The sequence below is a fragment of the Viridibacillus sp. NPDC093762 genome, assembly GCF_050279675.1.
Lineage (GTDB): Bacteria > Bacillota > Bacilli > Bacillales_A > Planococcaceae > Viridibacillus.
The window spans coordinates 1-21,070 of sequence record NZ_JBNNUK010000009.1 but is presented as its reverse complement, the minus strand read 5'-3'; the positions used below and the strand labels follow the sequence as shown (position 1 = coordinate 21,070).

Sequence of the window (21,070 nt, the reverse complement as noted above, 5' to 3'; positions counted from 1 at the left end):
AGGGACTTAATCAATTAAACTCTTATTTTATGAATAATCCGTGTTATTTCGTTTTTTCTGCCCATTTAAACTGAGGAAATCTATTCACATAATAGGCGATATTTTCAAAGTCAGGATTTGTTAAGTAATTATATTTATAGAAATTCACCGGCATAAACGGCATATCCGTCATCAAAATTTTCTCCGCTTGATGCAAAAGTTCATAGCGTTTGTTTACATCTTGTTCCACTTTGGATTTAGCAATAATAGAATCATATTCTTTATTTACCCATCCTGTACGGTTGTTAGGGCTGTCACCTAGATAATAATCAAGATTTACAACTGGATCAACGAAAATTCCAATCCATCCCATTCGAGCCATTTGGAAATTCCCTTGTTTTGTTGTTTCTAAATAAGTACCCCACTCTTGGTTACTTAGTTTAAGTTTTACACCTAAGTTTTGATCAATCATTTCTTGTACTGCTTCTGCAATTTTTTTATGATTTTCAGCTGTGTTATAAAGTAAAGTAACTTCTGGAAGCTTACTCCAGCCTTCTTCAGCCATACCTTCTGCTAACAGCTTTTTAGCTTCCTTAGCATTTTCTTCAAAGTAATCTCCGCCAACTTTACGGAAATCTCCTTCTGGAGTTTCTGCACCTTCAGGAACCATTGCAAATGCTGGTGTTTCTCCACCTAATGTTACATTTTCAGTCAAAGCTTTACGGTCGATTGACATTGCGAAAGCTTTACGAACTTTTTCATTTGTAAACGGTTCTTTTTTGACATTAAACATATACATATACGTTCCGTAGTAAGGTACTTCACGATAATCTTCATTATCTTTTTCAGTTGCAAGTACATCACTTGGTAATGTACTGATTAAATCCAATTCACCTGTTTTGAACATTTGATAATAAGTTGTAGCTTCATTTACTATTTTGAAAGTAACTTTGTCTAATTTCACTACGTCTTTATCGTAGTATTCATTGTTCTTTTCAATCACTACATTACTTTCGTGCTTCCATTCAGTCATCTTAAATGGACCATTACTAATGTATGTGTTTGCATCTGCAGCCCAATTATCATTACTTTCAACCAGTTTTTGTTGAACTGGATAGAATGTCCATAATGTAAGTAAGCTATCAAAGTAACCTAATGGAGCATTCAATTGAACTTCAAGAGTTTTGTCATCAACAGCAGTTACCCCAACATTCTCCACTTTACCTTTACCTTTGTTGTATTCTTCTGCACCTTTAATATAGTAAAGGTAAAATGAAAACGCACTGCCAGTTTCGGGATTTAAAACCCTTTTCCAAGCATATTCAAAGTCACCTGCAGTAACTTGGGAACCATCTGACCATTTTGCGTCATCACGGAGAGTAAACGTATAAGTCTTTCCATCATCAGATGTCTTCACATCTTTAGCTGCTCCTAATACCGGCTTTCCATCTTTATCACGAGTATAAAGACCTTCAAAAATATGATCTAATACCCAACCAGAAGTCGTATCTGTTGCCTTAGCAGGGTCAATTGCTGGAGGTTCACTACTCGCATTTACGACAATCTCTTGTTTCACGCTACCTTTGTCTGTTTTATCTCCTTTGGATGAATCATCTGTTCCTCCACCATAACACCCTGCCAGAGCAGAGCTTGTTACTAACACTAAAAGTAATGACAACAACCATTTTTTCATTTTATTTCCCCCTTCTTTCTTTTTAATTAATATAAATGACAAGCCGTCCAATGTTCTTTCTCTACTTCTTTCCACTGCGGCTCTTGCAATGCGCATACCTCCATCGCATGTGGGCATCTTGTTCGGAATCGACAACCACTAGGTGGATTAGTCGGGCTTGGTGGATCACCAGCAAGGACAATTCGCTCTCTTTTCGCATCTCGTGGATTTGTTTTCGGTATAGCTGATAATAATGCCTGTGTATATGGGTGTAATGGATTTGTGAACATATCGTCACTATTACTTAATTCCATCATCTTACCTAAGTACATAACACCGATTCGATCACTAATATGTTTTACCATGCCTAGGTCATGCGCAATAAATAGATATGTCAAATCTTCAGATACCTTTAAATCTTCCAATAGATTAATAACTTGTGCCTGAATAGAAACATCGAGTGCTGAAATAGGCTCATCTGCAACGATAAATTTTGGTTCTACAGCTAATGCGCGAGCTATGCCAATTCGTTGTCTTTGCCCCCCACTAAATTCATGTGGATAGCGTTTAGCATGTTGGGGACTCAAACCAACACGCTCTAATAATTCATAAATTCGGTTTGTACGCTCTTTGCCACTAAAAAGCTTATAGGCATCGATTCCTTCAGCAATAATGTCGCCCACTCGCATTCTAGGGTTTAGGGATGCATGTGGATCTTGGAAAATAATCTGCATTTCTTTATTCACATTTCTTTTCATTTCTTTATTTAATTGTTTAATATTTTGACCGTTGTAAATTATATCTCCATCTGATGCTGCCTGGAGTCCTACTAGTGTTTTCCCTAAAGTAGACTTACCACTTCCACTCTCTCCAACAAGACCAAACGTTTCACCTTTTCGGATGTAGAATGAGATATCATCAACTGATTTAACAGTAACATCTGATTTAATTTTAAAATATTTTTTCAAAGACTGGATTTCTACTAAATTCTTAGTCAATACTCTCACCCCCAACTGTAACTGTTTTATCCTTTTCTAGAGCAAAAGGTATTTCCACTTTGGGTGCTCGAGAATCATTTAGCCAGCATCGTGCAGAATGCGATTCATCAATTTGGTAGTCTCCTGGCATTTCTTCTAAACAGATATCCATTGCATACTTGCATCGTGGTGCAAATGGACATCCCTTTGGAGGAGAAAAAAGATCTGGTGGTGAGCCTTCTATAGGTATTAATTGTTTTTTCTCATTTCCTTCTAAGTTTGGAATCGAGTTTAACAACCCCCAAGTATACGGGTGTTTCGGGTTTTCAAATAAATCGAAAACGGTTGCACTCTCAACCATGATCCCTCCATACATTACCATTACTCGTTGAGCAGTTTCTGCCACAACACCTAAATCATGAGTAATGAGAATAATCGATGTTTGAGTGTCCTTTTGCAATTTCTTCATTAACTCTAAAACTTGTGCTTGAATAGTTACATCGAGGGCTGTTGTTGGCTCATCTGCAATAAGTAATTCCGGATTACAAGCAAGTGCAATTGCAATCATTACGCGTTGTCTCATACCTCCACTAAACTCATGTGGGAATTGGTTGTAACGCTCCTCTGGATTTGGAATCCCTACCTGCTTAATCATTTCTATCGCTTTCTTTTTGGCTTCTTGTTTAGATAATTTTTGATGAGTAATGAGTCCTTCAGCTATTTGCTTACCAACAATCATTGTTGGATTTAATGAAGTCATTGGATCTTGAAATATCATGCCGATTTTGGACCCTTTTACTTTTCTCATTTCTCTTTTTGATGCTCTTAGTAGTTCTTTTCCTTGGAATTTAATACTGCCGCCTTTAATAATGCCTGGAGGTGTTGGAATTAGTCCCATGATAGATTGGACAGTGACACTTTTTCCACTGCCACTTTCACCAACAATGGCCACTACTTCCCCTTTATCAACATGGAAGGAGACGTCTCTTACTGCCTTTACTTCCCCACCGTATGTTTTGAAATTTATTTCTAAATTATTAACTTCTAGTAAATGATTCATTATTTTGTACCTCCTACTTACGAGCTCTTGGATCGAGTGCATCTTGTATTCCATCACCAAAGGCGTTAAATGCAAACATCGTCAGTGCAATCATGAATCCAGGGAAAAACAATCTCCACCAATGGCCACTTAATATAACCCCAAGCGAATCATTAGCCATCGTTCCCCAGCTAGCAAAAGGAGCTTGTACACCAAGTCCTAAGAAGCTTAAGAAGGCTTCTGCGAAAATAGCTGTAGGTATCGTAAATGTTAAATTAATGATGATAATTCCCATAGTATTTGGTAGTAAGTGACGCGTAATAATTTTGACATGAGAAGTACCTAGTTTTTCAGCAGCTAAAACATACTCCTGGGATTTTAGCAGTAAAATTTGTCCTCTAATAATTCTCGCCATTCCAACCCAACCAGTAATAGATAAAGCTATTATTATAGTGGTTATACCTGGTTCCATAATAACCATTAAAAGGATTACTACGAGTAAATAAGGAATTCCGTATAAGATTTCTACAATTCTCATTAGCAAACTATCAACGCGGTCTCCAAATTTTCCCCTTCCTGCCATATAACCAGAAATCCCACCAACTACTACGCCTACAACTAAATCTACAATCGCTGCAATAAAGCCAATAGTTAAAGATACACGTGCACCTTGCCACGTCCTACTCCACATATCACGACCTAAGTTATCTGTTCCGAACCAATGCTCTCCTGATGGCGCTTTATTGACATTCGTTAGATTTTGTTGGGAGCCACTATATGGAACCATTGATGGTCCAAAAAGTGCTAAAAAGATAATTACGACTAAAAGAAAAAGTCCTATTATAGCTAATTTATTTTTAAGGATACTAAGGAGAGTTTCCTTAAAAACGCCTAAACTAGGACGTTGAATTTCATCTGTCTGCAGCTTACTTGGATCTACTGGACGAAACATAGAATCGTTCAATACTTTTACCATCTGCTAATCCCCCTTGCTAGTCAGCTTAATTCTTGGATCAATAAAACGGTAAGAAATATCGATTAAAAATAAAGTGACAACTAAGATTGTACTGAAGAACACGGTTGTCCCCATGATGACGGGATAATCACGATTAAATATACTATCCACGAAGTATTTACCTATACCTGGTACTGCGAATATTTTTTCGATAACAAATGTACCTGTGATTAATGAGACAAATAATGGACCAATGAAGGTTACAACCGGTAAAATTGCATTTCGAACTCCGTGACTAAGCACAATTTTAAAAGTAGATAATCCTTTTGCATCCGCCGTTTTAATATAGTTTTGGTTCATTACCTCCAGCATGCTAGAACGCATATATCTAGCAACAACCGCTATCGGTGTAGTTGCAAGTGCTAAAGTAGGGAGAACAGAATGTTGCCAAGTGCCCCATGAAGCTACAGGAAGAATTCCCAATTTCACTGAAAAAATATTGATAAGCAATGGCGATAATATAAAACTAGGTACCGATATACCGATGATAGCAAAGATCATGGCTGCATTATCGAGTAATCTATTATGATTTAATGCTGCGACAATCCCTAGTAAGAGTCCAAAGACGAGCGCAACAATTATCGCTTGAATTCCGAGCGTAGCAGAGGCTGGGAATCCGGATGCTATAATGTCATTTACGGTACGTGATTCAGATTTAATGGATGGTCCTAAATCCAACATAACTAAATTTTTTAAGTACAGGACATATTGCACTGGTACCGGTTCGTCTAAGTTATATTTAGCTCTCATATTTTCTACTACCTCTTTAGGTAGTACATCTGCATCTGATGCAAATGGATCTCCAGGAATCATATTCATGATAAAAAATGTTAATGAAGCTATGACCCAAATGGTAAGAATCATTGTCATAAATCTTTTTACAATATACATACCTATCTACACCCCCGTTCTAATTACGTCAACTCATTATGTATTGACACTTCCTAAAACTCCGTTTGTTGCTGCCATGGCAATAATTACACAGCCCCACATATGTTTATAAGCTGTAATCATATCAGCACAAGTAAAGCGTATTTTCTTTGGCCCAATTAATTCCACACTAGGAATAGTTGTTGTCATTTTTGCTTGTTGTGATCCTTTAAATTCGATTTCAAATGTAATAGGACCCGATAATACAACTGGTATTTGGTGAGTAGAATTTTTTACTGCCACTTCCACTTTTTGTCGAATATGCTCACGCGCTATCTCAGGATGAATTAGCTCCGCTGCAAACCGATCTACTGCACGTTTAGTAATAGCTGCTTCGACATTAGGTAATGTTTCTAGCACTTCGTTCACATATGCATCATCTCCACTAATGAACAAAGGTGGAACACCAAATGCACCTGCTACATAAGTATTCATCTCTGTTTCACCGACTATCTTTCCATTTATTGTCATTTCATTCACACAAATCCCTGCTAGCGTATGGCTAATAACTGCTAAATCAGAGCCCCCTTCACGTCCATGATGACCGACAAACAAAATACCATCAAAAGAATCATCCAAGCCTTCAAGCTGGCACATCACTCTGTTGTTCCCAGAGACTAGTCTAGCCCGTATGTCTAAATCTTCAATTAGGATATTGGACATATTACCGTGGCCATCTGCTACCACCACTTCTGTAGCACCTCCATTAATGGCTCCTTCAATCGCTGCATTTACATCTGCTGTCATAAGCTTACGAAAACGTTGATATTCAGAAGGAGTTTTCAATTGTTGGTTAGTCGCTACACCTGAAATCCCTTCCATATCAGCCGAAATAAAAATTTTCATTGTTGCCTACCTCCTTGCATTGTTCTATAAAAAAGCCGAAGCTTTATTATTCTCCTAACGTAAAATACAGATTATTCTGAAAAATATATTCAGATTTTTAGAAAATATATTCAAATGTATTTTTGTGTACTTCAAGCTGAATGATCGTATTGACTTCAGTAATACATTCGATTTTATTGACTTCACGTAGAATTTCCGTGATTCTAATTTGATCTTTCACTGTTATTTGAAAAAGAATAGGATATTCCCCTGACGTCAGCGTGATAAAACGAATCTCTCTAATCTCCTTTAAATCTTCAATTACCTTTGAGATTGAATTTGCTTTCACCTTGACTTGAATAATCGCTCCAGCTTTAAGTCCTACTGCCAAAGGATTTACTACTCCCACTACTTCAAGGAACCCTTTGTCTAATAAATTCTTATAGCGTAGACGAATAGTTTTTTCTGTCACTTGCAGACGTAACGATAATTCAGTAAAGGATAATCGACCGTCTTTAGATAGATGCTTAATAATGCCGTGATCTAACTCATCGACTTCATATTTCAAGTGATCCCTTCTCTCTTTCTTTTTTCTCTTCACTACTGGAATCGGGAATATTTTAGTTTTTTGTACCGCTTTACAATATTCAGAAAAAATTATATTATCTGAAAAAGGAATATTAGAAATTAGTTTATATTAACTATATTTATATTGCAATCCTTTTTTTATAAAAATTGGAGGTTCTGGAATGATAGCTATAAAAAATGCAAAAATTTGGAATGGTACTGGCGAGTCTCTAGAAAATCACGTTATTTTCATAAAAAACGGGGTTTTTGAAAGAATAGAATCGGAGGCGATAATAGCTGAAGGTTATACAGTAATTGATGCAAACGGAAAAACAATTACACCTGGTTTAATAGATGTACATACTCATCTTGGAGTCTCTGAAGAAGGTGTTGGTAATGAAGGCGCTGATTTCAATGAAACTAGTCATCCAGTAATGCCGCAAATACGTGCTATAGATGGTATTAATCCTATGGAAATTGGATTTGCTGATGCTCGTAAAGCTGGGGTAACAACAGTTCAAGTAATGCCTGGAAGTGCTAATGTAATAGGCGGAGAGATGGTCGTATTAAAAACAGCTGGTACAATCGTCGATGAGATGGTTATTAAATCACCTTCTGGTATGAAAGCAGCAACTGGGGAAAATCCTAAAAGATTTCATGGAGCTAAGGGAAAAATGCCTGTTACTAGAATGGGTGTTGCTGCCTTAATACGCGAGAAATTAATTGAGGCACAAAATTATATCAACTCTGAGAAAAAGGATAGAAAGCTAGATTTAGAAAATATGGCTAAAGTTTTAAATAAAGAGATTCCTATGCGTGTTCATGCACATAGAGCAGATGATATATTAACAGTACTTCGCATTCAACGTGAATTCGAAATTAATGTGACGATTGAGCACTGTACTGAAGGACATCATATCGCTGATTATATTGCAAAACACGATGTGCGAGTTTCTGTTGGACCAACTATGTCCACACGTTCAAAAGTGGAATTAATAGATAAAAAATGGTCTACAATCAAAACACTTTTAGATGCAGGAGTTCCGTGTTCTATTACTACAGATCATCCAGTGGTTGGTATTGAATATCTAGTAACAAGTGCGATACACGCAATTAAAAATGGTATAACTGAACAACAAGCCTTAAAAGCTATTACATTAGACGCTGCTAAGCATCTTGGAGTTGACGACCGAGTAGGGTCGATATTGCCGAATAAAGATGCTGACTTTGTTATCTGGAGTGGTAATCCATTCGATCTAAACAGTAAGGTTGAAAAAGTATTTATTAATGGTGAAATTGTGAATTGATTATTTAATTCGATGTTAAGGAGAATTTTCACATTTAGTCTCTCAAGTTTATATTCATCATCTTATTTGAAAGTCTAAAGTTAACTGCACAATAAAAATTGAGATATTACTTTAGAACTTTAGAACCTTAGTGTAAGACAAAATCAAGATACTGCTTTATAAAACTAACTGAGCCTTACCTCGATAATAATTGAGGTAAGGCTCATAATTTTATTTATAGTATTAACCTTTAATCTAAAAGACTTTCCAATAATGGTGCCATTCAGAATACAAATTGTAATTATCAATCTATTTCTCTATCATTAGCTTTAATAATTTATCAAACATGATTAGAAATAATTTGTTTTAACTTCTCTTGTAAATTAGGTAAATCTTGTGCCGTGATGGATAGTCTAATATGACTTTCATCCATTTCCAGTGCTTCTGCTAAAAAGCCTCCGAAACCTCTTGCTTTTCGATCCACTTGCATAAGAATTTCTGCAGATTGGTCAGTTTGTGCAAGGAACAAAATTTCTAGTTCATCTAGCTTCCCTCTAAAAACCCCATTTGTTGGAATAAACTCGAATTCTTGCACAAACGGATAACTACTACGAATTTTAGAAGAAGCTTGCTCACATTCCACTTTCCGTATTTTGAAGCCTAGTTGATTTATGGCCTCTAAAATTTGCGCCACAAGTCTAGTTGGACGAATAGCTATAAAATCTTTATCTGTAGGATCTACACTATTTTTTATATCTAATCCTGTACTAACCCATACTTTTGTATTTCCATATGTAATTGGCGTATCAGCTGGGAGATTGATTTCAAATGGAATCACTTTTGTTTCATTAACTCCAATAGTAAACGGAGCAGTGATTTTATACTGTTTCACTGCAGCATTATCTGTATACTTTTTATCATCTGACTCTCTGATATAAGTAGTATTCACAGTCAAATAAATGGAATCAATTTGTTGTTCAATATTCCCTCCATACACTTCAACCTCTCCTCGCATTGTTTCACCAGCGACATACTCCACTTTTTCCAGCTTCGTATCCACCTTTGCTCCGCCTACTCCAAAACTCGCTAGTATTTTATTAAAGAATGTCATCAATAAATCCCCCTACATCAAATTAATTACAATTACTATACGAATACTACAAATAATAAGTTTCAAATTTTTATTTCATTCCGCAAACACCTTCATGAGTAATTTGCTTAAAAGAACTGAAACTGGTGATTAACATTAAATTTTCAACCTTATAAAAAACTGCTTGCTTTAAGCTTTCTAATAATTTATCTGTTATAGATTCTATTATTGCTATATGTGAATCTTGTAACTTCGTATTGGTAACATGAATTCTTCATTATATTTTTGTTTCAACACGGACACCCTTTTATTTCTTGTTCAACTAACCTGCCTCGTTAGTTGAAGAAGAAAAAGAGCTGCCTAAGCAACTCCATCAGCTTTAACGTATAATCACTTAAATACAGGGCGCATAAAACTTCTCTCATAACTTAAAATACATTTAGTATCTTCTGCAAATTTAAATGCTACTTGACATTCTTCATCCAATGCCATTTTCACCCGGTACTCTTCGTATGCTGTTAAACTTGGGAAAGTGAAGAAGGCATAAGCAATATTATTAGCACCCTCATGCGGAAGAAAATAGCCATGATGTGTACCACCTAATTTATTTACAAGTGGAATCCACATCTTACCGTATTCTTCAAATTCATTTACTTTATAAGGGTCAATAACATACTTCAAATAACATGTAACCATTTTTTCCCTCCTTAAATCTTTTTTTCATCATAACATATACTTCAACTAACCTGCCCCGTTAGTTCAATAAGAAAAAGGCTCTACTCTCCTTATTGAAGTAAAGCACCCGTTAGTTGAAGAAGAAAAGAAAATCTTAGTAAAGAATCGTATTTACTTATGATATAATTCTCCATCCATGTTTTAAGTACATTTTTTTATAATTTGATCATAAGAATTATCTATATAGGGGTCCCGTCAAAACGCCAAAATATTGACCATCTCATTATGGTATAATTGTTAGAAGTTTACATTTTATTATCTATGTTCTACGTTAACGGGTTGGGTATGACAATTCATTCCCTTACTTATGACTGACGAAAACTAATTTTTTGGGGGGAGGATGTTCTTATGAAAAAGATAGTTGGATTAAGTTTTATTCTATTTGCTGGAATCATATTATCCGGATGTTCAGATATAATAGAAGATTCTTTAGATTCAAGTGATAAAGCCGCTATTGAAATTGCTACTAAACAAGAAACTGGAAACGGAAGTATTGCATTATTAACACCAACGATTACAACAGAAGATAATCAATTAGAATTTATGACTGAAGGAATTGATGAAAATAAAGTGACCTTTATTTTTGTTGCCAATAAAAAAGTATTTGAACAAAAAATAAAAAATCATGAATCCTACAAACTTGACATTAATGGTATCAAGGATGCTCATAGGACTGACTACAAGCCAAAAGTTCAACTTTTGCAAACTATAGATGATAGTGAAGATGGAGACATAGTAACCTTTAAACAAGTTAGATATACAGTTAAAAAAGATTAGTTTTATAGTTATTTAATTCCCATCCTAATGAAAAATTATTGAAACATATTTCTCCATTAGGATGGGATCACATTAATGGTCCTCTCCTTATTGTAGGAAAGCACCCGTTAGTTGAAGATTCAAATTAACTTTTAATGCTATTTATATACTTTGTAACATTACCCATACAGCAACTTCCCTGTGGATTATTTACCTCACAACCACATCGATTTTCCTTTATGTTTACTCGAATATGTTCAATTGGATTAGGGGAAAGTTCTTGTTTTACATATTTATCAATTTTTTCTTTTGTCCAGTCAAAGCAGTAGCAAATAGGAGTTGTTATATAGTCATCTTTTTGATGTACTATTACCTTTATGTCAGATGCAAGATACTTCTTATTATTGGCATCAAAATAAACTACATCACACTCTTTACTTGAACAGAAATAGTGATTTACATTCGTATTTAAAGTTTCTAATACAGTTGGTTTAAGTAATGACTTTAGGGTAATCAACTTTACGTTTTTTGCTATATTATTACAAGTTGGACAAACACCATCATTTTCTGTTTTTACTTCATTAACCTTACTACAACAATCCATTGTTCTCCCACCTTTACTTACCATTCATTAAGGTTTCAATAATAGGACATTCATGTAGAGATTTTTCATCGGGACAACATTTTTTTAATTTCATTAGCATGTGTTCAATTCGTTTTAAATCTCTAATTTTGTCTTGTACTTCATCAATTTTCCGACTTACAAAGTCATACATATCACTACATCTTTCCCTATCTTTATCAACAACTCCAAGCAATTTATTAATTTCTGCTAAAGAAAATCCTAAGTCTCGCATTCGTTTGATAAAATTTATGCGATTAACAGTATCATCTGAATAAACCCTATAGCCTGAATCTGTTCTTGATGGGTCAGAAAGTAACTCTATCTTTTCGTAGTATCTAATTGTTTCTTTATTTACACTACACTTTTTAGCAAGTTCACTAATTCTATATCTCAAATGAATCCCCCCATATAAATTATAAACCCTGTACCAAAGTACAGGGTAAAGGCTATTTTAAAATTATTTTTATTGAACTAAACTGCCTCTTTAGTTGAATAAGAAAAAGAGCTGTCTGAACAGCTCAAAGTTCTTTTACTAAACCACCCGTTAGCTTAATTTGATTAGTTTGTAATATCATTCGAATTACGATTAAAAATCTGAAAGTAAGATATTGCGGCAGTTGTTATACACAGTACACCACTCACTAAAAAAATAAAGAAAAGTATTCCCCCGCCTAAAGTAGGGGAATTAATAATAAAACTAAGGTATGATAACCCTCCACCCAAAATGAACAAATAACGTTGCTCTTAATAAGGAATGATAACTCCTACGCTCACATAATTTACCAAATCTTATTCAATTAGTAATTTTATGTAATTATATCAAACCACCAAACTAACTTGCCCCGATAGTGGAAATAATTAAAAGCTGCCTAAAAAAACTGCTCGATCTTCAAACGCACCTGTAAGTTCAGTAAGAGTGTTCGTGATTCTAGGAAGTATTTTATTTACAACAAGTATATTTAAGTAATTTGGAACAAATATTATACCTGTTGCAAACCCAAAGGAGGTGGATAAAATGAATGCACAACGAGCAGAAGAGATTGCTTCTTCACCAATTATGGCTAATGTAACCTATAATGAGGAAAGTATCTACATTGAGCACGTGGATAAACAAAATGGAACAGCTACAATTCATCCCCTTGATGAACCAAATAAAAAACAAAGTGTTTCTGTAACCAGCTTAAGAGAACAGTAATTCCCTCGATTCAACAATAAACCTCCACTTTCGGGTGGTGGTTTATTGTTTGTCTAAGTTCAAGTCCCATCTTATTAATCAATCTATCCCATAAAAAAGAGCTGTCTGAACAGCTCCAAGATCTTCTACTAAAGCACCCCGTTAGTTTAAGTAAAATGTTTCACAATATTTTTTTTTATGAATATACACTTGAAATTTTTATCGTCTCTGCTGAATCGCCATTTCTTCCCACGAATAATCGGGTATAGTTGCAATCCATAACGTATCTCCCATGATATCCACATCCAAAACGACTAAATCAACCCCATCAAACACTTTTTCAGGTTTTCTTTCGTCTTTCGTGTTGATGGAATAAATAGCTTCACCTCTATGTGTGTATCCGAATAATTTCTCTCCTTTTTTAATGAATTTAACTACCTCTTCATCAACTTTAATTTTTCTCCAATTTCCCTCTTGAAGATCTCGGGTCCAAATTCCACTTTGTGTTGTAATAAAAAGCCTATTATTAATCACTATCATATCATTAGGTTCATCATCACGATTCGGCATAGTTATCTCTTTCCAACCATCATTTGTCTTTAGCAAAACCTTCCTTTCTTCTGTTAATCCTACCAAATCACCATTATTCGAGATTTGAATTACAAAAAATGGTTGAGGTACAATGGCTTGTTTCCAACTCTCCCCTTGATTGTTCGTGTAGTAAATCTTTCCATTTGATATCACGGCTATATGGTTGTTGATCGAATAATCAATGCGCTCAATCTTGTGGTCTAATGAAAGGATTTTTGTTCCTTTACTTTTTGATGTAATGCCTGCCCATAATTCTTTTTCGGTTGCTGCGTATAATTGATTATTCTTATTAAACCACGCATGTGTTACATAATTATTAATTTGGAGTTCTGTCCATGATTCTCCATTGTTATGACTCAATTCAATAAAAGGTTGCTTGGTTGTACTAAATTGTGTTGGCTTGTTGTCTCCCCATACCACTAAATTGTTATTTCTAGCGACAACCCCCATAATCGCCATTCCCTTTTTTGTTACAGTATCGGTACCAATACGTTTGGATATTAATCCTCCGCCGTATGGCAATTTATGAACGGCACTGACTATATCTCCGTTTTTGGCATTGAATGAAATTCGAGTAAAACGGTTATCTCGATCATTTCCAACCACTGTTAGAATGGGTTTACCTTCGATACTATCAAGTGTAAAATGAAATCCTGTTGCCCAATCTTTTCCTTGCTTTAGTCCGTATTTATCCTTCGCTAGTTGAAGAACATCAGAGCTATCAAACTTAATCTCATCGTAGGGTATTGTTGGATCCTGAGATTGTTTACCCGGTCTAAACAAGGTGATTTTCTTTTCTGAGATACCAATTAGTACAAAATCATCTGTACCTGGAACCACAAAGGTCATAAACCAATTAAGGCGTTTTCCTGTTTCTCCTCTCGAGCCTCCCATCGTTTCATCCACACTGTTTACACTTGTAAGTGTTGCGTTTACATTCCATTCTTTTGCTCTCTGGAATCCAATGTTAATCGCTTCTTTTAGCGTAATTTCACCATCTGAAGCGATTGTTTCACGACCAATCAAATTTACAAAAACTAAAAAAATAACTAACAAACAAGAGATTTTTTTTAAGAAACTCAAAATTACCACCATCCCATAACTAAATAAGCACATTAATCACAGGATTTATGTGCTTATTTAGGATGGAGTAAATACTTCGTTATATTCCCTCTTAGATCCAATATAACAAACAAAATACTCCTTTTATCAGAGAATCCTTATTCAACTAAACTGCCCCGTTAGTTCAAATAAAGAAAAAAAGAGCTGCATATGCAACTCACTGATTTTCAAGTAAAGCCCCGTTAGTTGAATAATAAAATCTTTACCCCTTTATATAATAACTACGTTATTTATCACATTATTACAATAAAAAAACAGCAATTATTGAAAGAATCGTTGCAATGATTGTTAACACAATCATTATATTTGTGCTTTTTTTTACTTTACTTCTTATAATTTCTTTATCTGTTTCTGTCTTAACTATTTTAAGTAGTCTATTATTTTTTACTAAAACTATGGAATATAGCAGCAATGCTACAATACATAACGACATTTTTATCCAGTTCAATATTTATCTCCTTTTTCACTGAACTATCCTGCAAATTTAATTAAATACCAATATAGGCTGTCTACTGACAGCCCTGTTCTGCTAAAGCCCCCGTTAGTTCTATAAGAAAATCTAAACTTCTTCAAGAGTCGCGCCCGTTAATGGAATAACTGTGAGCTTCTATAAGCTGGGTTAGTTAAGAACAACTCAAATTTTTTAACATTATTACTATATCCCTTTTATATTAAGGATTTAAGCCTTAACGTACAACTCCCCCATTTTGCTACCTGTACCCTTAGTAAAAACGATTCATAAATGTATAAAAGTAATATCCTGATAATGGGCTTAACGTTTTAAATCCGCTTATTTATCCTTTTTTATGTCTGTTTTAATATTTGCCCTCTTATACACATCAAAAACTCCCCATCCTACAAACATGACAAAGATCGTTATGCCCCCCCATATGATAAAGTTTTCAATATGTGCTGGAGTTGTTGTAAAAATTCCACCCATTTGATTCAGGAACTCTCGAGTAAAAAGATTGGCTTGCGTAAAAATGATGACTAAAATGACAAGCGACGCAATTTGATGGATCGTAAAAAATGTCGCTAGTTTATGTGTCCATTGTTTTTTAATTAGTTTATAAATAGCCAAGGCAATTTCTGCTCCAATCAACAAAACGATCAATGGCCAAAAGGATAGAAGCACTTCTTGATTAAATGCGGGAGTGACAAGGCGCAAACCATATTCACCATTTTCATAAATCCCTAGTAAATGATTGGCATAAAAATAAGTTGTTCCCCAAATTGCTGTCCATACCAAACTACAGGACAATTCAAATGTATGGATCTCTTTATACTTAGGAACATAGATAACAGACTTTAGATTATTTGGTGACCATGATTTCCAACGCGTAGATAATGGAGAACTGTCCTTTATCCCATCCACACGTTCAAATATAGCAAACGGGATAGTAAGCCAAAAAAGTGTTTGAAACAACACGCCAATGACTTGCCAAACTCCTCCCAACATTATATCCAACACGGTCGCTAATACGGCACCATCTTCTATAGGACTAAACAGCTTTACTGCTACATTTGCTATGAATGAAACAATAGCCGCAATTGGCATAATCAACTTCAGTAATGTGACATACCCATCATAATACTTAGGACCAATCAAATGCATCGGTTTTTCAGTATATTTCCTAGCTAGAATAGCAGGATTGCCCAATATTTCAAGCACCCTGTAAACGTCCTCTTCCGAATAATCCTCAGGCAACATATCATAAATCGTTGACTCTAACTCCAACGCAATATCATTTCGGGTTTTGTCTGGCAACATCCGAGTAACCTCTTGAATGTAGAGCTTAATCAAATTCATCTTCCTCATCCCCTTTTAATAAACCATAGAGTTCTTTCGAATTTTTAATCCATTCCTTTTTTAAATTCAAAAAGATTTTTAGACCGTATTCACTTAAAACATAATACTTACGGGGCCTACTCTCAGATGTATCCCAACTGCTCGTTACTAACTCTTGCTTTTCTAAACGGCGAAGCAATGGATATAAGGTACTTTGATCAATGTTAATTCCTGATTCTTCCAATAACTGAACAAGTGAATATCCATACTGGGGTATTCGCAATTGACTTAAAACGGCTAATGTCAACGTTCCTCTCCTTAGCTCTATCGATAATGAATTCAGTAAAGTACTCATTCACCCACCTCAACTTTATATACTATATGACATACACTATATGGTTTATACTATGTATAATACACTATTATTGTATTATTGATACACTAAAAATCGAAATTAAATGCCCTTTTTAAGAAAAGCCCAATAAAAAAAGCCCAATTTCTCGGTGTTGTAAGAAGAAATTGGGCTTTGATCACCAAATAAAATGCCTAATTGTTGAATAAAGATCAAACAGCACTATTCAACTATCCTGCCCCGTTAGTTTAAGTACATTTTTCCACAATCTTTTTCGTAATTTAGCTGTTTGGTTCGGTTGAGATAATTTTAATAATAAAAAAATCAGTCGAATATATAAATTTACTGCAAATAAAAAAGCAATTGTTTTGAAGTGAAAATAATCAAAGCGATTGCTTTTATATTTCTTTAGTTATCTAAAGTTATTATTTTTTCGAAAAAGTAGAAGGAACTCTAATAAGCACATATTTTTTAGTCCACATTTCCGTATTTACAATTAAACACTGCCTATTTTTGTCAAAAAACAGACTATTACCATCTTTTTCTTTAAATTCCCAACCATTAGTGCCGATGAATTGTTTAATTTTTTTATCAACATCCGCTGAATTCTTCATAATGTACCAATTTATATTATTATCCTTTGAAAGCTCTACTATTTCTTGATCTGACTCGTTCAGTTTTTGTATGGCTTCTTTTGAGCTTATAGAATCAATTGGCAGAGGTGGATAATTCCATTTAGTAATGAAAATAAAGATTGTAACAGCAATAATAGCAGCTATAAATAGTATCCATTTTTTTTGCACCAAATCTCTCCATTCATATAAAAAAAAGTTTATTGTGTATATTTTAAATTTTGAAAAATAAAGGCGCGAACTTAAGTGAATGTGTACCAGAAACATCATCATTCTTGTCTACTTAATAAGCTTACTTAGCGTTTATAAAGTACACTAGTTGATTAGTCCATTAGTGAAAAAGCAACTGTACCTATTCTGCAATCGCCCTATTAGTACAAGAACCTTAAAAACTTTCTACTTTGTTTCTCTAAATTTGGAGTAAATCAGATGTTAATGAAATTATTTCTTATTAGCTGTAACAATGGATGAATTTTCTCATTTTCTTTGTCATATCGCATATATAAATCAACAGTTGGTAATAAAAATAAATCAAAATGTAAACTCTTAAATTCTTTCTCTTTTAGACCATTGTAAATGATGAATTTTGGTAAAAACGCCATTCCAAGCCCATCTTTTACAAATCGTTTAATAATATGACTTTGTGTAATTTTCATTTTACGTAAGGTTGGAAACTGTGAATCTAACAATGTTCCGATTTGAATTGCTTCTTCCAGATGGCCAGTGAATAAGGGATATTTTTTAGTCAACTCTTGAAATTGATTATATGTAACTGTTTCATCATCTGAGTGGTTAAGTGGATAGATGAGTTGCAGTGTACTTGAACCGATTTTTTCTGAATGAATGGTAGCGTGATTACTTTTGTCAATGCAAATAGCTAGATGGGATTTATCTGATAATAAAACATCGTCTATATATTTGGAGTCTTCTACAATAATTTCAATTTCATACTGTGGAAAATCCGTTGAAAATTGATAAATAAGATTTGGTAAATTCGTTTCTACAAGTAAAGGAGATAGTGCGACTGTTAATAGTATTTTACTTTGAGTTGCAAATAACCTAATCTCTCTTTTACTTTCGTCAACCATATTTATAATAGTAGTCGCTGACTTATAAAACTGTTTCCCTTCTTTTGTTAATTGAATTTGAGTATGATTCCTTTTAAATAATTGAACACCCAAGAAATCTTCCAGTTGTTGGATATGAACAGTGATACTCGGTTGTGAAATGAAGAGTTGTTCAGCAGCTATTCTAAAATTTTCAGTTTCAGCTGCAGTAATAAATGTTTTTACCCACTTTAATTCCATTTCTCCCGCCCCAATTTAATTAGTATTTTTAATCAATAAGATTAAATTTAATTAATTTATCAAATTATTATACCAATGTATAGTTAAATTACAAAAAAAAGGAGGAATTAATTTGAAACGTTTAGCAAAAATCTTTCAAAACTTTTTAGTCAACGAAGCAAAAGGAAGTAGTACTTTATATAGTTTTTGGAGTGAAAAAATTGCTGATGATCAAGAGTTATTAAAACTTATCTCGGCTATTCCTTCTTCACAACCAAAACCTAATTTATTTTTTGCCTCTGTTCAATATTTAGCATTATCGAAAAATCATGATTTACAGCATTATCTTCTGAATCCAAATAAAAATGCATATTTCCTAGAAAATAGTTATAAGGCTTTAAAAGATTTTAGTGAAAAATATGAATCTGAATTATTATTATGTTTCCAAACAAAGTTAGTGCAAACAAATGTAATAAATCGTGCAACTTACCTCTATCCAATTTTTAGTGAAATAGCGCAAGAAAGACAACTACCACTTTCTCTTATTGAAATTGGAACGAGTGCTGGGCTACTTTTAAACTTAGATTGTTATCATTATAAACTAACAGAACAAGGTATTTTTAAATCATTTGGCAATAGTACAAGCGAAGTGACATTATTCGCGGAGAATTTTGGTAAGCAAATGGATTTACCAAAGCCCTTTTCTATAGATAATAGAATCGGGATTGATTTAAATATAATAGATTTAAAAAACGATGAAGATTATCGATGGATGCAAGCATTAATTTGGCCAGAGCATTTTAAAAGAAAAGAATTATTAGATCAAGCAAGAACTATTAACAACGATACACCCAAGGAGTTATTAGAAGGAGACTTCCTTGAACATATACCGAAAGTTATAAAAAATATTTCCAGTTCATCTCAAGTTGTTATTTTCCATACACATGTAGCAAATCAATTTTCTGATCAACTCAAATTAGATATATTAAAAATGCTAGATGCATTAAGTAACAAGAAGCCTATTTATCACATTTACAACAACATGGCAGATCGAAATTTACATGTGGATTTCATTAATAATAAACAAACTATAAAAATGAAGGAATTAAAAGATGTTCATGGACATGGGAAACATTATAGTTGGATCTAAATATACAAATAAGGAAGGGTTCTATATATTCAACTAAAAATCATACGTTCAAACTTTTTTACAAAGCCACAGTAGTAATAACCTTAGACCACTATCCCACTGGCCTAATTAAAATAAAGAAAGTAAATTTAGAAATGTTAGGAAATTATAATTATACGAGGTGAATTAAAAGAGACCAGTATAATCGACAAGCGGTTACCTGGTCTTTATTATTTTTTCGATTTATTGAACTTTAGTTGAACAAGAAAAAAGAGCTGTATGGACAGCTCAATGATCTTCTACTAAAGCACCCTTTATTTTAAGTACATTTCTTCACATTGTCTATAAAGTAAAATACACCTTTTGATTTTGTTACTATTTTTTCTTATTTGATAGTATATAAACACATACAAGTAGAACTGCAATGATTGAAGTGATTATAGAATATCTAAAAATATTAAAGAAAAACTCTGGATAAGGTGTTACAACAAATGAAGTCATCCCCTCTACATCAGTTGTGCTTTCTTCTATTTTCATAAAAACTACTAATAAGAAAAAAGAAACAACAAATGAATATATCCCTGTTTTCACTAAGATTTTCTCCATTTAAAAACCCCCTAAATAACGCACTTGGTTCAATAGAGGAAGTTGAACAAACTACGTTTAAATTATTGTTTCTTTCAATTTTACTATACCTTACCATATTTATACTAATATAACTTATTAAACTAAAATGCCCCGTTAGTTGAAAAGAATTATTTTACTTCTAGAGCAAATGCGTAAAAAGCATCTCCATGAGATAAGTTCTCTTCCTTATCATCCATCCACCATACGCTATAAGAATAATAATAAATTCCTTTTCCAGTAGGTGCTGTAAAGCTATTTTCTTCAATCAATACTTCATCTTCATTTTCATCACTTTCTCTAACTTTCATAAGATGGAATTCAGTTGGCTTTGGTTCATATTCCATTAAAAAAGATACTTTCTCTCCTGGATTTACTTTAATAGGCACTTTTCCCTTCAAGAGTTCAACAGGTCCAACAGTATCAACACATCCATCTTTCCAACAATAAGTACCTAGCTTTGTTTCATAATTTTCATTTCCAATATTTATATTGACTTCAGGTGGTTTTCCACCTGATAATCCCTCTCTTGAACACCCCGTTATAGTAAAACTTATAAGAATTAATAATATAAACAAACATTTTTTCATAAACCTTCCCCCTTTAAAGGTATCGACGTGTAGATTTACCCTACTGTTACACATACCTATTATTTTTATAGGCTTCTTAAACTAAACTGCCCCGTTAGTCCAATAAGAAAAAGGTGGTGTGTCAACACAAAACTGGACAACTTTTATAAGGACTGTTGCTTGAATTCCACCGGTGTTAAATAGCCCAGTATTCCATGAATTCGAATATTGTTAAACCAATGAACGTAATCATCTAGTTCAAGAGCGAGCTGTTCAAGTGAGGAGAAGTGTGCCCCATTAGCGAAT

The 21,070-nt window shown here is 33.9% G+C and carries 23 protein-coding genes; 4 read left to right on the top strand and 19 right to left on the bottom strand.

From position 1 onward, the window contains the following. Positions 1-43: 43 nt before the first annotated feature. The 7 genes from ACQKM9_RS12435 to ACQKM9_RS12405 all read right to left on the bottom strand — a co-directional run bounded on the left by ACQKM9_RS12435 (position 44) and on the right by ACQKM9_RS12405 (position 7,005). The gene (locus ACQKM9_RS12435) at positions 44-1,672 is read right to left on the bottom strand and encodes a peptide ABC transporter substrate-binding protein (protein ID WP_427734659.1); all 1,629 of its coding nucleotides are present in this window, start codon (positions 1,670-1,672) and stop codon (positions 44-46) included. Positions 1,673-1,698: 26 nt separating this feature from the next. Next, complete coding sequence (locus ACQKM9_RS12430) at positions 1,699-2,649, bottom strand: ABC transporter ATP-binding protein (RefSeq protein ID WP_427734658.1); 951 nt, start codon at positions 2,647-2,649, stop codon at positions 1,699-1,701. After that, complete coding sequence (locus ACQKM9_RS12425) at positions 2,642-3,688, bottom strand: ABC transporter ATP-binding protein (RefSeq protein WP_427734657.1); 1,047 nt, start codon at positions 3,686-3,688, stop codon at positions 2,642-2,644. The genes ACQKM9_RS12430 and ACQKM9_RS12425 overlap by 8 nt, the downstream gene beginning before the upstream one ends. Positions 3,689-3,701: 13 nt before the next feature. Then, the gene (locus ACQKM9_RS12420; protein WP_427734656.1) at positions 3,702-4,643 is read right to left on the bottom strand and encodes an ABC transporter permease; all 942 of its coding nucleotides are present in this window, start codon (positions 4,641-4,643) and stop codon (positions 3,702-3,704) included. A gap of 3 nt (positions 4,644-4,646) precedes the next feature. Then, positions 4,647-5,573, bottom strand: coding sequence for an ABC transporter permease (locus ACQKM9_RS12415; RefSeq protein ID WP_427734655.1), 927 nt, complete (start codon positions 5,571-5,573; stop codon positions 4,647-4,649). 36 nt (positions 5,574-5,609) lie between these two features. Continuing rightward, the gene (locus ACQKM9_RS12410) at positions 5,610-6,458 is read right to left on the bottom strand and encodes a M55 family metallopeptidase (protein WP_427734654.1); all 849 of its coding nucleotides are present in this window, start codon (positions 6,456-6,458) and stop codon (positions 5,610-5,612) included. Positions 6,459-6,555: 97 nt separating this feature from the next. Next, positions 6,556-7,005, bottom strand: a complete 450-nt coding sequence (locus tag ACQKM9_RS12405; protein ID WP_427734653.1) for an Lrp/AsnC family transcriptional regulator — start codon at positions 7,003-7,005, stop codon at positions 6,556-6,558. Between the two features lie 181 nt (positions 7,006-7,186). On the opposite strand from ACQKM9_RS12405, the gene ACQKM9_RS12400 reads away from it, so the two are divergent. Then, positions 7,187-8,311: an amidohydrolase gene (locus ACQKM9_RS12400; protein ID WP_427734652.1), complete on the top strand. Its 1,125-nt coding sequence runs from the start codon at positions 7,187-7,189 to the stop codon at positions 8,309-8,311. Positions 8,312-8,630: 319 nt separating this feature from the next. Here ACQKM9_RS12400 and ACQKM9_RS12395 read toward each other — a convergent pair whose 3' ends face one another. Continuing rightward, complete coding sequence (locus ACQKM9_RS12395) at positions 8,631-9,401, bottom strand: sporulation protein (RefSeq protein ID WP_427734651.1); 771 nt, start codon at positions 9,399-9,401, stop codon at positions 8,631-8,633. Positions 9,402-9,770: 369 nt separating this feature from the next. Further along, positions 9,771-10,076 (bottom strand): NIPSNAP family protein, encoded by a 306-nt coding sequence (locus ACQKM9_RS12390; protein WP_038184571.1) that lies wholly within the window; start codon positions 10,074-10,076, stop codon positions 9,771-9,773. A gap of 387 nt (positions 10,077-10,463) precedes the next feature. On the opposite strand from ACQKM9_RS12390, the gene ACQKM9_RS12385 reads away from it, so the two are divergent. Then, complete coding sequence (locus ACQKM9_RS12385; RefSeq protein ID WP_427734650.1) at positions 10,464-10,892, top strand: hypothetical protein; 429 nt, start codon at positions 10,464-10,466, stop codon at positions 10,890-10,892. A 124-nt stretch (positions 10,893-11,016) separates the two neighbouring features. Here ACQKM9_RS12385 and ACQKM9_RS12380 read toward each other — a convergent pair whose 3' ends face one another. Together ACQKM9_RS12380 and merR are read right to left on the bottom strand one after the other, a co-directional pair. Further along, the gene (locus ACQKM9_RS12380; RefSeq protein ID WP_427734649.1) at positions 11,017-11,475 is read right to left on the bottom strand and encodes a putative iron-sulfur cluster-binding metallochaperone; all 459 of its coding nucleotides are present in this window, start codon (positions 11,473-11,475) and stop codon (positions 11,017-11,019) included. 13 nt (positions 11,476-11,488) lie between these two features. Further along, positions 11,489-11,890: an Hg(II)-responsive transcriptional regulator gene (gene merR, locus ACQKM9_RS12375; RefSeq protein ID WP_427734648.1), complete on the bottom strand. Its 402-nt coding sequence runs from the start codon at positions 11,888-11,890 to the stop codon at positions 11,489-11,491. 621 nt (positions 11,891-12,511) lie between these two features. Between merR and ACQKM9_RS12370 the strand changes: the two genes are divergently transcribed. Then, positions 12,512-12,691, top strand: a complete 180-nt coding sequence (locus ACQKM9_RS12370; protein ID WP_427734647.1) for a small acid-soluble spore protein H — start codon at positions 12,512-12,514, stop codon at positions 12,689-12,691. A 198-nt stretch (positions 12,692-12,889) separates the two neighbouring features. On the opposite strand, the gene ACQKM9_RS12365 is transcribed toward ACQKM9_RS12370, so the two are convergent. From ACQKM9_RS12365 to ACQKM9_RS12345, 5 genes are all read right to left on the bottom strand, one after another. Further along, positions 12,890-14,317, bottom strand: a complete 1,428-nt coding sequence (locus ACQKM9_RS12365; RefSeq protein ID WP_427734646.1) for a WD40/YVTN/BNR-like repeat-containing protein — start codon at positions 14,315-14,317, stop codon at positions 12,890-12,892. An 856-nt stretch (positions 14,318-15,173) separates the two neighbouring features. After that, positions 15,174-16,193: a hypothetical protein gene (locus ACQKM9_RS12360; RefSeq protein ID WP_427734645.1), complete on the bottom strand. Its 1,020-nt coding sequence runs from the start codon at positions 16,191-16,193 to the stop codon at positions 15,174-15,176. Continuing rightward, a complete protein-coding gene (locus ACQKM9_RS12355) occupies positions 16,180-16,527 on the bottom strand; it encodes a PadR family transcriptional regulator (protein WP_427734644.1) in 348 nt (115 codons plus the stop codon). The genes ACQKM9_RS12360 and ACQKM9_RS12355 overlap by 14 nt, the downstream gene beginning before the upstream one ends. Before the next feature lie 422 nt (positions 16,528-16,949). Beyond that, positions 16,950-17,327, bottom strand: coding sequence for a hypothetical protein (locus tag ACQKM9_RS12350; protein ID WP_427734643.1), 378 nt, complete (start codon positions 17,325-17,327; stop codon positions 16,950-16,952). 254 nt (positions 17,328-17,581) lie between these two features. Then, positions 17,582-18,463, bottom strand: a complete 882-nt coding sequence (locus tag ACQKM9_RS12345; protein WP_427734642.1) for a LysR family transcriptional regulator — start codon at positions 18,461-18,463, stop codon at positions 17,582-17,584. A 112-nt stretch (positions 18,464-18,575) separates the two neighbouring features. Between ACQKM9_RS12345 and ACQKM9_RS12340 the strand changes: the two genes are divergently transcribed. Continuing rightward, the gene (locus ACQKM9_RS12340; RefSeq protein WP_427734641.1) at positions 18,576-19,592 is read left to right on the top strand and encodes a DUF2332 domain-containing protein; all 1,017 of its coding nucleotides are present in this window, start codon (positions 18,576-18,578) and stop codon (positions 19,590-19,592) included. A 354-nt stretch (positions 19,593-19,946) separates the two neighbouring features. On the opposite strand, the gene ACQKM9_RS12335 is transcribed toward ACQKM9_RS12340, so the two are convergent. From ACQKM9_RS12335 to ACQKM9_RS12325, 3 genes are all read right to left on the bottom strand, one after another. Further along, positions 19,947-20,177: a hypothetical protein gene (locus tag ACQKM9_RS12335; RefSeq protein WP_038191278.1), complete on the bottom strand. Its 231-nt coding sequence runs from the start codon at positions 20,175-20,177 to the stop codon at positions 19,947-19,949. A gap of 149 nt (positions 20,178-20,326) precedes the next feature. Beyond that, positions 20,327-20,785, bottom strand: a complete 459-nt coding sequence (locus ACQKM9_RS12330) for a hypothetical protein (protein ID WP_427734640.1) — start codon at positions 20,783-20,785, stop codon at positions 20,327-20,329. A 143-nt stretch (positions 20,786-20,928) separates the two neighbouring features. After that, a partial coding sequence (locus ACQKM9_RS12325) for an integrase core domain-containing protein (RefSeq protein WP_427734798.1) occupies positions 20,929-21,070 on the bottom strand: 142 nt, incomplete at its 5' end.